We start from the raw sequence: 13,372 nt of genomic DNA, 5'->3' as shown, positions 1-13,372 counted from the left end.
CTCCTGTCAGCGGAACCTCAGGGCGGTCGGGCCCTGCACCTTCGAGCCGCGGCGCTGCTTGGCCGGCATGGCGGCGAGCTTCTCGCGCAGCTCGACGGCGTAGGCGGCGAGCGCCTCCACCAGGTCGGGCACCGAGGCGTGCTGAGGCTGCACGTCGACCCGCAGGCCGAACTCCGTGGCGGTCTCCGCCGTCTTGGGCCCGATAACCGCAACAACGGTACGCGCGTGCGGCTTCCCCGCGATGCCGACCAGGTTCCGGACGGTGGAGGACGAGGTGAAGAGCACCGCGTCGAACCCGCCCGACTTGATCGCGTCGCGGATCTCGGCCGGCGGCGGCGCGGCCCGGACGGTCCGGTACGCGGTCACGTCGTCGACCTCCCAGCCCCGCTCGGTGAGCCCGGCGGCCAGGGTCTCGGTGGCGATGTCGGCGCGCGGCAGCAGCACCCGGCCGACTGGGTCGAGGATCTCGTCGTGCGGCGAGAACTCGGCCAGCAGGCCCTCGGAGGACTGCTCCCCGGAGGGGATCAGCTCCGGCTGGATGCCGAAGGCGCGGACCGCCTCGGCGGTGGCTTCGCCGATGCAGGCGATCTTGACGCCCCCGAAGTGGCGGGCGTCCAGGCCGTGCTCGGCGAACTTCTCCCAGACCGCCCGGACCGCGTTCACCGAGGTGAAGATCACCCAGGCGTACCGGCCGTCGACCAGGCCCTTGACCGCCCGCTCCATCTGGGCCGGGGTGCGCGGCGGCTCGACCGCGATGGTCGGCACCTCGCACGGGATCGCCCCGTAGGCGCGCAGCCGCGCGCTCATGGCGCCGGCCTGCTCCTTGGTGCGGGGTACGAGCACCTTCCAGCCGTACAGCGGCCGGTTCTCCCACCAGCTCAGCTTGTCGCGGTCGGCGACGCCCGCGCCGACGGTGAGCACCACCCGGCCGGTGAAGCCGAGCGCCGCCGCGACGAACGAGTCCACGGTCGACGTGGTGGTGTACTGCGTCTCGCCGGTGCCGTCGCCGGTCACCCCGACGGCGGTGGTGCCCTCCACCCCGGCGGCCAGCAGGCCGTCCCGGATGGCGGCCAGGTCACCGGCGTCCACCGCGATGGCCAGCGAGCCGCGGGCGACGGCGGCGGCCAGCGCGTCGAAGTCCAGCGTGGTGACGTCCTCGACGTCGGCGGCGGTGCGCACGCCCGGCAGCGGCACGCCGGCGTAGGTGGCCACGCCCTCGGCCTGGCCGACGCCCGGCACCACCTCGAAGTGCGCGGCGGTACGCGCCACCGCCTGCACCTCCTTGACCACCGAGTCGTGGCCGAACGGGTCACCGGCGACCAGGTGCACGGCGTTCTGGCCGGACCGGGCCGCGGAGATCAGCACCTTCGCCACGTCCCCCGGCACACCCTCGGCGGGGCTGAACTCGGCGTCGGACCTGGCCTGGGCGCGGACGTGGTCGAGCAGCGACTCGGGGACTCCCCGGTCGTACACCACCTGGTCGGCGTCCACCAGGGCGTCCAGCGCCCGGCGGGTCAGCAGGCCCGGGTCGCCGGGACCGGCCCCGACGAACGCGATCCGGCCTACGGGCTTACGGGTGCGGGTCATTCTGTGCTCCCAAATTGCTGGGTCCCCGGGCCGGCGTGTCCTTCTTGGCCGAGGATCGAGTCGGCGCCGAGTTCGAGGAGTTCGGCGGCGAGTGCCTTGCCGATCTCCGCCGCGTCGGCGGGCGTTCCGGTGCGGGACAGCCGGAGGTCACGGGTGCCGTCCGGGCTGATCACCGCCCCGCGCAGGTAGATCTCCTCACCGGCGTCACCCTCGGCGAGTTCGCCGTAGGCGGCGACGGGTGCGCTGCACCCGGCCTCCAGGGTGGCCAGCAGTGCCCGCTCCGCGACGACCGCGGCGCGGGACGGTGCGTGGTCGAGCACGCCGAGCAGCTCGACCAGGTCCTGGTCGTCGATCCGGCACTCCACGGCCAGCGCGCCCTGGGCGGGCGCCGGCAGCATGAGCATCGGATCGAGCGTCTCGGTGATGACGTCGGTCCGGCCGAGGCGGGCGAGTCCCGCCCGGGCCAGCACGACGGCGTCGAGGTCCGCGTCGGGGCCGAGCACCCGGCCGAGGCGGGTGTCGACGTTGCCGCGGATCGGGGTGACCTCCAGCTGCATGCCGAGGGCGTGCAGCTGGGCGATGCGGCGCAGCGCGCCGGTGCCCACCCGGGCGCCGGGCGGCAGCTCGGCGAGGGTGCGGCCGTCCCGGGCGATCAGCGCGTCCCGCGGGTCCTGCCGCTGCGGCACGGCGGCGATGTGCAGGCCGGGCGCCGCCGCGGTGGGCAGGTCCTTGTACGAGTGGACGGCGAAGTCGATCTCCCGGGCGGTCAGCGCGTCCCGCAGCGCGGAGACGAAGACGCCGACGCCGAGCCGGTGCACCGGGGCCGTGGAGCGGTCGCCGGCGGTCACCACCTCGACCAGCTCGACCGGGCGGCCGGTGGCCGCGGTGAGGGCCTCGGCCACGTGGCCGGACTGGGCCATCGCCAGGGCGCTGCCCCGGGTGCCGAGGCGCAGGGGGGCGGTCATCGCGCACCTCCGGTGAGCGGGTCGGTGTCAGCCGGCATGATGATCTCCGCTTCCACCACGTCGGGGACGATGTCGACCGGGGAGGTCTGCGGCACCTCGAGGTCGAACAGCTCGCGCAGCAGGGCGGCGTACTGGTCGCCGCCGGGCTCGGCGGCGAGCTGGCGGACCCGGACGGTCGGCTGGTGCAGCAGCCGCTGCACCACCCGGTGGACCGTGCGGGCGACCTCGGCGCGCTGGTCGTCGGTGAACTCGGGGCGGCGCTGGGCGAGCCGGCGCAGCTCGGCGGTGACCACGTCGTCGGCGCGCCCGCGCAGGGCCGCCACGGTGGGGGCCACGTCGGCGCCGCGCAGCCAGCTCAGGAACGCCTCGACCTCACCGGCCACGATGCGGGTCACCTCGGCGGCGTCGGCGGCGGCCGGGCCGTCGGCGAGGATCGTCGCCATCCGGTCGATGTCGATCACCTCGACGCCGGGCAGGGCGGCGACACCCTCCTCGACGTCGCGCGGGACGGCCAGGTCGAGCAGGACCAGCGGGCCCCGGGCGGGGTCGCGCCGGGCCAGCGCGCGGGTCACCACGTCGCGGGTCAGGACCGGTTCGGTCGCCGCGGTGGCGGCCACCACGATGTCCACCGTGGTGAGCGCGTCGACCAGCTCGGCCATCGGCACGGCGGCCGCGCCGTACGACTCGGCCAGCCGGACGGCCCGCGCGGCGCCCCGGTTGGTGACGGTGAGCGGGCCGGCGCCCAGCCGGGAGAGGGTGGCCACGCTCAGCGAGCCCATCGCCCCGGCGCCGACGACCATGGCGGGCCGGCCGGTCAGGTCGCCGTCGAGCAGGCCGGCGGCCAGGTCGAGGGCGGCGGTGACGACGCTCTGGCCGGCCCGGTCGATGTTGGTCTCGGCGTGCGCGCGCTTGCCCACCCGCAGCGCCTGCTGCATCAGCTCGTGCAGCAGCCGCCCGGCGGATTCGGCGCCGCTGGCCGAGTGGTACGCGTCGCGGAGCTGGCCGAGGATCTGCGCCTCGCCGACCACCATCGAGTCCAGCCCGGTGGCGACCCGGAAGACGTGGTCCACGGCGGCGGCGTCGTAGTGCACGTAGAGGTGGGTGGCGAGCGCCGCCGGCGGGGCGCCGGCCTGCTCGGCCAGGACCGCGCAGATGTCCCCGAGGCCGCCGTGGAAGCCGGAGACGGCCGCGTACACCTCGACGCGGTTGCAGGTGGAGACGAGCACGGCCTCGGCGACGTACGGCTGGGCGACCAGGCGGTCCAGGGTGCGGGTGAGGTCCGCGGGCGGGACCGCCAGCTGCTCCAGCGTGGCGACCGGGGCGGTGCGGTAGGACGCGCCGACGACGAGCAGTTTCACGTGCCGATCGCCTCCTGGGTGTCGGTGGCCGCGAGCCCGCCGGGGAGCGCGGTCAGCGACGCCTTGCGGTGCTCGTGGAAGGACAGGATCTGCAGCTCGATCGCGAGGTCGACCTTGCGCACGTCGACCCCCTCCGGAACCGAGAGTACGCAGGGGGCGAAGTTGAGGATGCTCGTCACGCCGACGGCCACGAGCTGATCGGCGACGGCCTGGGCGGCCGGCGCGGGGGTGGCGATCACGCCGATCGAGATCGACTCCTCGACGGCGACCCGGGCCAGGTCGTCGACGTGCCGGACGACCAGCCCGTTGATCTCCTCGCCGACGCGGGACGGGTCGGCGTCGAAGAGCGCGGCGATGCGGAAGCCGCGGCTGGCGAAGCCGTCGTAGCCGGCCAGGGCGTGACCGAGATTACCCACGCCGACCAGCGCGACCGAGCGGCACTGGGTGAGCCCGAGCACCGACTCGATCTGCTCGATCAGCAGGGTCACGTCGTAGCCGACGCCCCGGGTGCCGTACGAGCCGAGGTGGGAGAGGTCCTTGCGGAGCTTCGCCGAGTTGACCCCGGCGGCGTTGGCCAGCCCCTCGCTGGAGACCGTCTCGTGGCCGGTCTCGGCGATCGCGTGCAGGGCGCGAAGGTATTCCGGGAGCCGCGCGACGGTCGCCTCGGGCAGTTCCGGGAGCGCCGGCACGGCACCGGCTCGGCCGGGCGCGCCAGGGTGACGGTGCTGACTCATGAGACTCCGTGCGGTGCGATCCTCGACCAGCGACGGTGACCGGTCGTTCCGGGACTCCCGCTGGCGACCGATGTTGCCGGCTGTGCTAGCAGGGCGCGTCGGAACTACAGAGTAGGCGCTTGTGAAGAGGTGCACAAATCGCGATCTTGATAGCTCGCGACGCACCTCCACCTGCCCCTCCATTCCAACAAGATCGATAGACGGAGCTCCCTCGGCGCCGCGTGGCGATTATTGCGCAATCCCGACTTCTCTGACCAATCGCGCGCGCCCGGTAACGCTGTGTCGTCGTCGGGGAGAGGCGCGTCTCACGTCCGGGAGGCGGCGGAGGTAGGGAGAACCCCACCCCGGAGAGGCCCGTGCACGGGATGGGTCGGTCCCGTCCCGGCCCATAGCCTCGGAGCATGACCGCCGTACCGCTGGGCGCCGCGCCCACCACACCCGTCCGGGGCCTCGTCCGCCAGCTCCTGCGCGACTCCGGCTACGTGCTCTTCAGCCTCCCGCTGGCGCTCGTCGGCTTCGTGCTGGCCGTGGCCGGCATCTCGCTCACCGCCGGTCTGCTGGTCACCACGCTCGGTCTGCCGGTCCTCACCGGCACCCTGTACGCGGCCCGGGGGCTCGCCGACCTGGAACGGCTGCGGCTGCCCGCCGTGCTGCGCCAGCCCCGGGTCCGCCCCGTCTACCTGGCGCCCGAGCGGGGCGCGGGCTTCTGGCGGCGGGTCCTCACCCCGATGCGCGACCCGCAGTCCTGGCTCGACCTGCTGCACGCCTTCATCCGGCTGCTGGTGACCCTGCCCACCTTCGTGGTGGTCGTGGTCTGGTGGGCGCTGGCCCTCACCGGCACGCTCTACGGCGCGTACGACTGGGCCATCCCGCGCGGCCCCGACGACCAGGACCTGAGCCAGCTCCTCGGGATGGGTGACGGCGCCGGGGCGCGGGTCGCCCTGAACACCGCGATCGGGCTGTTCGCCCTCTTCACGCTGCCCCTGGTGGCCCGGGCCTGCGCCCGGATCCAGGCCGCCCTGGCCTACTCGCTGCTCACCGGTGTGGCCGAGATGCGGCAGCGGATCACCACGCTGGAGGAGCAGAAGCGGGCCGCCGCGTCCGCGGAGGCGTCCGCCCTGCGCCGGCTGGAGCGGGACATCCACGACGGCCCGCAGCAGCGCCTGGTCCGCCTCGCCATGGACCTGAGCCGGGCCCGTCAGCAGCTCGCCGCCGACCCGGAGGCGGCCCGCCGGACCCTGGACGAGGCGGTCAGCCAGACCCGGGACACCCTCGACGAGCTGCGCGCCCTGTCCCGGGGCATCGCCCCGCCGATCCTGGTCGACCGGGGCCTGCCCAGCGCGCTGGCCGCGCTCGCCGCCCGCGCCCTGGTCCCCACCGAACTGGTGGTGGACGACGAGCTGGGCACCGCCGCCGGGCGGCTCGACCCGGGGCTGGAGAGCACCGCGTACTTCGTGGTGGCCGAGGCGCTGACCAACGTCGCCAAGCACAGCCGGGCCGCCGCCTGCCGGGTCGAGGTGACCCGCAAGGTCGGCCGGCTGGAGATCACCGTGGCCGACGACGGGATCGGCGGCGCCCACCTGGCCAAGGGACACGGGCTCAGCGGCATCGCCGACCGGGTCCGCGCCGCCGGCGGGACCCTGGAGGTGGCCAGCCCGACCGGCGGGCCGACCCGGGTCCACGCGGAACTCCCCCGGTGACACCGCCGCCGGGCGACATTCCTGAGCGGAACACGGCCGCGCTGTGGATCCAGGACGTGATAGACACCGGACCCATGCGGGTGGTGATCGCGGACGACGCCGTGCTGCTCCGGGAGGGGCTGGTCCGGCTGCTGACCGAGTCGGGACACGAGGTGGTGGCCGCCGTCGGTGACGGGGACGCCCTGGTCGAGGCGGTGGTGGCGCACCGGCCGGACGTCTCGGTGGTGGACGTGCGGATGCCGCCGTCGCACACCGACGAGGGGCTGCGGGCGGCCGTGGAGGCGCGCCGGCGGGTGCCGCGTACGCCGGTCCTGGTGCTCTCCCAGTACGTCGAGGTGTCGTACGCCGACGACCTGCTCGCCACGACGGGCGGCGGGGCCGGCGGGGGCGGGATCGGCTACCTGCTCAAGGACCGGGTGGCCGCGATCGACGAGTTCCTGGACGCGCTGGCCCGGGTCGCCGGCGGCGGGACGGTGCTGGACCCGGAGGTGATCAGCCAGCTGCTGGTCCGGCGCCGCCGCAACGACCCGCTGGCCGAGCTGACCCCCCGCGAACGCGAGGTGCTCGCCCTGATGGCCGAGGGCCGTTCCAACACCGCCATCGCCCGCGCCCTGGTGGTCAGCGACGGCGCCGTCGAGAAGCACGTCCGCAACATCTTCACCAAGCTCGACCTGCCCCCCGACGCCACCAACCACCACCGGCGGGTCCTGGCGGTCCTCACCCACCTGCGCGCCTGAGCGCGCCCGGCGGGATCAGACGGTCCGCGCGAGGGCGACCGCCTGGGTGAGGGTGTCGGCCACCGGGTGCGCGGAGGTGCGCAGGCGCGCGGGGTCGGAGAGGCCACCGGTGTAGAGGACGCAGGCGGCCCCCACCGAGGCGGCGGCGTCGCCGTCGTCCAGGGAGTCGCCGATCAGCACCACCTCGCGGCCGTCGAGGCCCAGCTCGGCGAGGTGCTTCTCCAGCCACTCCGCCTTCGGGCCGCCGCCGACCGCGGCGCGCAGCCCGTCCACCCGGGCGAAGTGCGGGGTCAGCCCGTACGTGTGCACCGTGGGCACCAGCTCGTCGTGGAACCACATGGACAGCAGGGACTGGCTGCCCGGCCAGGCGGCGATCGCGGCGGTGGCGTCGGCGGCCAGCGCGCAGCTGGTCAACCCGGCCCGGTACGCCTCGTGGAAGATCCGGTCGAGCCGGCCGAACGCCTCGTCGTCGATCGCCCGGCCGAGCATCTCGGCGTAGTAGTCGCCGATCGGGCGGCGGAACCGGACCCGGTGCTCGTCGGCGGTGACCACCGGACCGCCGGCGCTGGCGAAGGCGACGTTGGTGGCCCGCACCACCAGGTCGAGGTCGTCGAGGAGGGTTCCGTTCCAGTCCCACACCAGGTGGCGGCGCGCAGCGGTCATCGCTGCACTGTAAGGGGCGGCTCAGAGCTGGGGCGTGGTGAGGTCCCGCAGCAGCCGTTCCTCCTCGACCCGCCAGTAGCCGTGCTCCCTGCCGTCGAGCAGCACCACCGGCAGCCGGTCGCCGTACTCGCGTTCCAGCTCCAGGTCGCCCGTCACGTCCTTCTCGATCCAGCGGTCGCCGGTCACCGCCACCACCCGGTCGAGCGCCGCCTTCGCGTCCTCGCAGAGGTGGCAGCCGGGCCGGGTGATCAGGGTGAGCCGGGCGTCACTGGACATCGGATACCTCCGTGCGGATCTCGGTCGGCGGCGCGGGCGCGGGCACCGGAGGCGCCGCCGGGCGGAGCTCGGTCTTGCGTACCTTGCCGATCGCCGAGTGGGGCAGCTCGTCGACGAACTCGACGGCGGTCGGGCACTTGAACCGGGCCAGGTTACGCGCGCAGTGGGCGAGCAGCTCCTCCGCCGTCACCGTCGAGCCGGCCGCCCGCACCGCGTACGCCCGGACAGTCTCGCCGGTCCGCGGGTGCGGCATGCCCAGGACGGCCGACTCGGCCACCCCGGGGTGCGCCTGGAGCACCAGCTCCACCTCGTGCGGGTAGACGTTGAAGCCGTTGACCAGGATCAGCTCGCCGAGCCGGTCGACCAGGAAGAGGTCACCGTCGGAGTCGGCGTACGCCACGTCGCCGGTGGGCCACCAGCCGTCCGGGTCCGGGCCGCCGCGCCCGTCCGGCCAGTAGCCGTCGAAGAGGTTGTCGCCGCGCACCACGATCTGCCCCGGGTCGGTGCCCTCCGGGTCGTCGGAGAGGTGCAGCTCGTCGGCGTCCTCCTCGGCCGTGGGCACCCCGTCGCGCCACAGCTCCGCGCCGTCGGACCCGACCAGGCGCAGCTCGACGCCGGGCAGGGGGCGGCCGATGGAGCCCGGCTTCGGCTCGCCGCCGACCAGGGTGGAGGTGAGCACCGGGGCGGTCTCGGTGAGCCCGTACCCGACGTGCACGGGGTGCCCGGTCACCTCGGTGAAGCGCGCCCCGGCGGCCGGCGGCAGCGGCGCCGCGCCGCACACCGCGACCCGCACCGAATCCAGCGCCCCGGGGCGGTCGCCCGCCGCGTCGGCCCAGGCCAGGAACATCGACGGTACGCCCACCAGCACGCTGACCCGGTGCCGGGCGATCTCGTCGAGCGCCCCGGTAGGGCCCGGCTCGTCGACGAGCACCCCGGTGGCGCCGTGGTGCACCACGGCCCCCAGCCCGGAGTTCAACCCGTACGCGTGGAAGAGCGGCAGCGCGAGCAGCACGGTGTCGTCGGGGCCGACCACCGGCGGGTCGATCCGGTCGACCTGGGCATGGTTGGCGGCCAGCGCCCGGTGCGACAGCATCGCCCCCTTGGGCCGGCCCTCGGTGCCGGAGGTGTAGAGCAGGACGGCGAGGTCGTCCCCGCCCCGGGCCGGGAAGCCGGCCGCCCCGTCACCGTCGGTGACCGGCGGGGTGGTGTGCACCGCGGTGAGCGCGGGCAGCTCGCCGGTGGGTACCCGGTCGACCACCTCGGCCGCGCCGACCAGCACGGCGGTCCCGGAGTCGGCGAGCACGTGCCGCAGCTCCCGGGCGGTGAAGCCCGGGTTGACCGGCAGCGCCACCAGGCCGGCGCGGAGCACGGCCAGGTAGGTGACCACGAAGTCCGGGGTGTTGCCGAAGGCGATCGCCACCCGGGGCGGATGGCCGTCGGGAGCGGACGGTGGCACCGCCGTGGCCAGGGCGCGGGCGGTCGCGGTCACCGAGGCGTCCAGAGCGGACCAGGTCAGCGTCCGGTCGCGCCAGCGCAGCGCGGGACGGTCACCGTCGACGGCGGCCGCCCGGCGGAGCCGGTCGGCGAGGTTCGGCGCGGAGCTGTGGGCTGCGTCCTGCACGGTGGCTGAGTCTGGCACAGCGGCGTCCGCCCGGCCACGCCCGAACGCCGGGGACGCCGCGTGGCGCACCACGGGGCCGGCTCCGCCGGACACGCCGGACCTCGGTCCCCTCGACGGGACTGTCCACCCCGCCAGGAGCGATTCCCGAACGTGGGAAGGGGCCCTCCACCGGTCGGCCGATGGGGTCCTCCGGGCAGCCGGAAACGCACCGGCCGGGTCGCCGCCGCGACACGCCGAGGGCGCAACAAAATTGGCTCCGACCAGGACTTTCCACTCCGGACCAGGTAGCGACGCGAAAGTCAACCGCACACGACGGACAACGCGTCCGCCATTTGTGCGACGGGACCGGAAATACTTCCGCTCTGTGTAACGGACTTGCCACGCGTGGGTGACGTTGGCCCTATCATCACTCGGGTCGGCTCACCCCATTTGCCGTGAGTCGACACCCCTCAGCCCGAGGAGGCCCCCGTGCCTGTGAGCGCATTGGACCAGCACCTCAAGGAGACGTGCCGCCCGTCGGCACGTCCCGGAACGGCCGCGCCCGGTCGGGGCGTACCCGGTCCCGCCGCGACGCCGCGGCGGCCGGTGCGGCCGTGCCCCGCCTGCGTCGGGGAGGCGCGGTGACCACCTTCGGTTACGCGGACCGGCCGGCCGGAGTGACCGGCCCGACCCAGCGAACACCGGTCAACGAGCGCCTGGAGCCCGCTCCACGGGCCGCCGCCGACGGGATGCGCGGTCTCGCGGTACGCGGCGAGGGGCGCCGGGTCCGCAACCGGACGCACCACAACGAGGCGCCGCCACGCCCGGCGACGCCCGGCGGCAACGCGAAGCCCGCCGCCGGCCGGCTCGGCGCGCCGTCCCGGCCCACCATGCCGGCCCAGGGCCGGCGCGGTGAGGCCGCGGCGAACAGCGAGCCCTCGGCGGCCGAGACCGCCGTGCTGCCCGCCGTGACCACCGGCGACACGGCGGTGCTGCCGGCCGTTCCGGCCGCCGCCGCCACCGGCTTCCCGAGCCGCCCCGACCCGTCCGACCCGGCCACCGAGGTCTGGGCGCTGGTCGAGCGGGCGCAGGCCGGCGAGGCCGAGGCGTTCGGCCTGATCTACGACCGGTACGTCGACACCGTCTTCCGGTTCGTCTACTTCCGGGTCGGCAACCGCCAGCTCGCCGAGGACCTCACCTCCGACACGTTCCTCCGGGCGCTCAAGCGGATCGGCAGCTTCACCTGGCAGGGGCGCGACCTGGGGGCCTGGCTCGTCACCATCGCCCGCAACCTGGTCGCCGACCACTTCAAGTCCGGCCGCTACCGGCTGGAGGTGACCACCGGCGACGTGCTCGACGCCGACCGGGAGGACCGGGGGCCCGAGGGCAGCCCGGAGGCCGCGGTGGTCGAGCACATCACCAACGTCGCCCTGCTCACCGCCGTCAAGCAGCTCAACCCGGAGCAGCAGGAGTGCATCGTGCTCCGCTTCCTCCAGGGCTTCTCGGTGGCCGAGACGGCCCGCGCCATGGGCAAGAACGAGGGCGCCATCAAGGCGTTGCAGTACCGGGCGGTCCGGGCCCTGGCCCGGTTGCTGCCGGACGGCTTCCAGCCCTGACCCGACCCGTTCCCACCCGCCCGGCGAGCACCCCGGGCGCGGACCCGCGCGCCCTCCGAACCCCGTGACGACGATCACTCTTGGTGATTTCGCCACCGACCGGGCCGTAACCGGCTACCCGCGCGAACCGTTTCTCCGGGTGCGACCAGTGGTTGTCCCGGCGTCCCCCGGGCCACCCGGTCCGGTGGGTCAGGTCGGCCGTCCCGGTCGGCCGTCGGCCACACGCTGCCACCGGTCGCTGGTGACGACGACGGCCAGAGCGGCCGTGACCAGCGAGAGGGGGTGCCTGCGGTGGACAGCGACCTCTTCTCCCGTCGGCGTGCCGAGCGCTTCGCGCAACTCCTCGACGAGGCCAACGGCGGCCGGCGGCACCACGTCCGTTCCCCGGCCGACGACGAACTCGCCGCGCTCGTCGCGGTGAGTCGGCGGCTCACCGCCGACCGGCCGGACGTCGAGGTGGACACCGAATTCCGCACCGGGCTGCGGGCGATGCTCGTCGCCACCGCCGAACGCGAGGGTGTCACCGCCCCGGCGAAGACCGGCGTCCGCGGCTCCCTGCTGCCGGCGATGACCGGGCGGCGGGCCCGGGCCCGCGGCGCCATCCTGGTCGGCGTGGCCGCCGGCGCGATCGCCCTCTCCGGCATCTCCGCCGCCAGCGAGAACGCGGTGCCCGGCGACGCCCTCTACGGCATGAAGCGCTCGACCGAGCGCGCCCAGCTCGCCCTGGCCAGCTCCGACATCAGCCGGGGCCAGCTCTTCCTCGACTTCGCCCGCACCCGGCTCGACGAGGCCGCCACGGTCCGCGACGACCGGCTCGGCTTCAGCGCCGTGCTGGACGACATGGACGCCGACACCCGGCAGGGCGTACGCCTGCTGACCACGGTGGCCGCGCAGCGCTCCGACCCGGCGGCGCTGGACGCCGTCGACACGTTCCTCGGCGGCCAGCGCCGGGCGGTCAGCGGGCTGCTCGACCGGTCGGACCACGCCGACCGGGACCGCACCCGCCGCTCGCTGGCCCTGCTCGACGCGGCCGGCCGACGCGCCGACGCGCTCCGCGAGGCGATCGCCTGCGGGCTGCCGGCCCCGGCGGCCAGCGACGCGCTCGGACCCGCGCCGACCACCTGCCCCGGCGACCGCTGAACCGGCCGGACAGCCGTTCACGCCACACTTCTCCCGCCGGACATCCGCCCGTCACACGGCGCCGGATAGGCTCGATGCGGAGGGCGTACGCGGTCGTTCGAGGGGAGGTCGCCGTGACCCGGAGCCGCAAGGTGACGGTCAGCACCGACGTCCACGGGCACACCGCCGGCTGGTCGGAGACCCCGGAGGCACCCCCGGCCACCCCGACGCCCGACCCGACGGCCGCCGCGTTCTTCGACGTGGACAACACGATGATGCAGGGCGCGTCGATCTACTGGTTCGCCCGCGGGCTGGCCGCCCGGAAGTACTTCACCACCGGTGACCTCGCCCGGTTCGCCTGGCAGCAGGCGAAGTTCCGGCTGCTCGCCACCGAGCACGCCGGGGACATGTCGCAGGCCAAGGAGGCGGCGCTCGCCTTCGTCGAGGGCTGGCGGGTCGACGACGTCGAACGCCTCACCGAGGAGATCTTCGACGAGCTGATGGCCCCGCGCATCTGGGCCGGCACCCGCAAGCTGGCCCAGCGCCACCTCGACGCGGGCGAGCGGGTGTGGCTGGTCAGCGCGGCCCCGGTGGAGATCGGCCGGGTGATCGCCACCCGCCTCGGCCTGACCGGGGCGATCGGCACGGTGGCCGAGGTGGTCGACGGGGCGTACACCGGCCGGCTGGTCGGCGACCTCATGCACGGCCCGGCCAAGGCCGAGGCCATCACGCAGCTCGCGGCGGTGGAAGGGCTGGAACTGAGCCGCTGCGCGGCCTACAGCGACTCGGCCAACGACCTGCCGATGCTCTCCACCGTGGGGCGCCCGGTGGCGGTCAACCCGGATCCGGCGTTGCTCCGGCAGGCCCGCGAGCGGGGCTGGGACGTCCGCGACTTCCGCACCGGCCGGCGGGCCGTGAAGATCGCCGTGCCGTCCACGGCCGCCGCCGGGCTGCTCGCCGGCGCCGTCACGGCCGGGCTGGCCCTGCACCGCCGCCGGCAGCGCGTCGACTGACGCG

12 protein-coding genes are annotated in these 13,372 nt (G+C 74.9%); 5 read left to right on the top strand and 7 right to left on the bottom strand.

Going from position 1 to position 13,372, the window contains the following annotated elements; genetic code table 11:
* Nucleotides 1-6: 6 nt before the first annotated feature.
* Genes FXF50_RS22200 through FXF50_RS22185 form a run of 4 tightly spaced genes read right to left on the bottom strand, consistent with a single transcriptional unit; the run spans nt 7 to nt 4,644 of the window.
* On the bottom strand, nt 7-1,587 hold the full coding sequence (locus tag FXF50_RS22200; RefSeq protein WP_148430812.1) for a uroporphyrinogen-III synthase: 1,581 nt from the start codon (nt 1,585-1,587) through the stop codon (nt 7-9).
* A complete protein-coding gene (gene hemC, locus FXF50_RS22195; RefSeq protein ID WP_148430811.1) occupies nt 1,584-2,552 on the bottom strand; it encodes a hydroxymethylbilane synthase in 969 nt (322 codons plus the stop codon). The genes FXF50_RS22200 and hemC overlap by 4 nt, the downstream gene beginning before the upstream one ends.
* Nucleotides 2,549-3,910, bottom strand: a complete 1,362-nt coding sequence (locus FXF50_RS22190; RefSeq protein ID WP_148430810.1) for a glutamyl-tRNA reductase — start codon at nt 3,908-3,910, stop codon at nt 2,549-2,551. The genes hemC and FXF50_RS22190 overlap by 4 nt, the downstream gene beginning before the upstream one ends.
* On the bottom strand, nt 3,907-4,644 hold the full coding sequence (locus FXF50_RS22185; RefSeq protein ID WP_091317636.1) for a redox-sensing transcriptional repressor Rex: 738 nt from the start codon (nt 4,642-4,644) through the stop codon (nt 3,907-3,909). The genes FXF50_RS22190 and FXF50_RS22185 overlap by 4 nt, the downstream gene beginning before the upstream one ends.
* A gap of 401 nt (nt 4,645-5,045) precedes the next feature.
* On the opposite strand from FXF50_RS22185, the gene FXF50_RS22180 reads away from it, so the two are divergent.
* Complete coding sequence (locus FXF50_RS22180; protein WP_148430809.1) at nt 5,046-6,344, top strand: sensor histidine kinase; 1,299 nt, start codon at nt 5,046-5,048, stop codon at nt 6,342-6,344.
* A 74-nt stretch (nt 6,345-6,418) separates the two neighbouring features.
* Complete coding sequence (locus tag FXF50_RS22175; protein WP_148430902.1) at nt 6,419-7,081, top strand: response regulator transcription factor; 663 nt, start codon at nt 6,419-6,421, stop codon at nt 7,079-7,081.
* A 15-nt stretch (nt 7,082-7,096) separates the two neighbouring features.
* On the opposite strand, the gene FXF50_RS22170 is transcribed toward FXF50_RS22175, so the two are convergent.
* Genes FXF50_RS22170 through FXF50_RS22160 form a run of 3 tightly spaced genes read right to left on the bottom strand, consistent with a single transcriptional unit; the run spans nt 7,097 to nt 9,641 of the window.
* On the bottom strand, nt 7,097-7,744 hold the full coding sequence (locus tag FXF50_RS22170) for an HAD family hydrolase (RefSeq protein WP_148430808.1): 648 nt from the start codon (nt 7,742-7,744) through the stop codon (nt 7,097-7,099).
* 21 nt (nt 7,745-7,765) lie between these two features.
* Nucleotides 7,766-8,020 (bottom strand): glutaredoxin family protein, encoded by a 255-nt coding sequence (locus tag FXF50_RS22165; RefSeq protein WP_148430807.1) that lies wholly within the window; start codon nt 8,018-8,020, stop codon nt 7,766-7,768.
* Nucleotides 8,010-9,641 carry an AMP-binding protein gene (locus FXF50_RS22160; RefSeq protein WP_187399768.1) on the bottom strand — a complete coding sequence of 544 codons (1,632 nt, stop codon included), beginning with the start codon at nt 9,639-9,641 and terminating at the stop codon, nt 8,010-8,012. Before FXF50_RS22160 ends, FXF50_RS22165 begins: the two co-directional genes overlap by 11 nt.
* 620 nt (nt 9,642-10,261) lie before the next feature.
* Between FXF50_RS22160 and FXF50_RS22155 the strand changes: the two genes are divergently transcribed.
* The 3 genes from FXF50_RS22155 (at nt 10,262) to FXF50_RS22145 (ending at nt 13,368) form a co-directional block, all read left to right on the top strand.
* Nucleotides 10,262-11,236, top strand: coding sequence for an ECF subfamily RNA polymerase sigma factor, BldN family (locus FXF50_RS22155; protein WP_148430806.1), 975 nt, complete (start codon nt 10,262-10,264; stop codon nt 11,234-11,236).
* A 291-nt stretch (nt 11,237-11,527) separates the two neighbouring features.
* Entirely contained in the window at nt 11,528-12,376 is an 849-nt protein-coding gene (locus FXF50_RS22150; protein ID WP_148430805.1) for a DUF5667 domain-containing protein, read from the top strand.
* A gap of 74 nt (nt 12,377-12,450) precedes the next feature.
* Complete coding sequence (locus FXF50_RS22145; protein ID WP_255510146.1) at nt 12,451-13,368, top strand: HAD family phosphatase; 918 nt, start codon at nt 12,451-12,453, stop codon at nt 13,366-13,368.
* Nucleotides 13,369-13,372 lie beyond the last annotated feature (4 nt).

It is taken from the genome of Micromonospora sp. AP08, from assembly GCF_008085935.1.
Lineage (GTDB): Bacteria > Actinomycetota > Actinomycetes > Mycobacteriales > Micromonosporaceae > Micromonospora > Micromonospora chersina.
The sequence above is the reverse complement of the archived record's forward strand: the minus strand, read 5'-3'. Positions and strand labels throughout refer to the sequence as shown.

Excerpts from the sequence above, each read along its gene's own strand:
- FXF50_RS22175 (WP_148430902.1), top strand. The coding sequence starts at position 6,419 with ATGCGGGTGGTGATCGCGGACGACGCCGTGCTGCTCCGGGAGGGGCTG.
- FXF50_RS22170 (WP_148430808.1), bottom strand. The coding sequence starts at position 7,744 with ATGACCGCTGCGCGCCGCCACCTGGTGTGGGACTGGAACGGAACCCTC.
- FXF50_RS22180 (WP_148430809.1), top strand. The coding sequence starts at position 5,046 with ATGACCGCCGTACCGCTGGGCGCCGCGCCCACCACACCCGTCCGGGGC.
- FXF50_RS22185 (WP_091317636.1), bottom strand. The coding sequence starts at position 4,644 with ATGAGTCAGCACCGTCACCCTGGCGCGCCCGGCCGAGCCGGTGCCGTG.
- FXF50_RS22165 (WP_148430807.1), bottom strand. The coding sequence starts at position 8,020 with ATGTCCAGTGACGCCCGGCTCACCCTGATCACCCGGCCCGGCTGCCAC.
- hemC (WP_148430811.1), bottom strand. The coding sequence starts at position 2,552 with ATGACCGCCCCCCTGCGCCTCGGCACCCGGGGCAGCGCCCTGGCGATG.
- FXF50_RS22200 (WP_148430812.1), bottom strand. The coding sequence starts at position 1,587 with ATGACCCGCACCCGTAAGCCCGTAGGCCGGATCGCGTTCGTCGGGGCC.
- FXF50_RS22145 (WP_255510146.1), top strand. The coding sequence starts at position 12,451 with ATGCGGAGGGCGTACGCGGTCGTTCGAGGGGAGGTCGCCGTGACCCGG.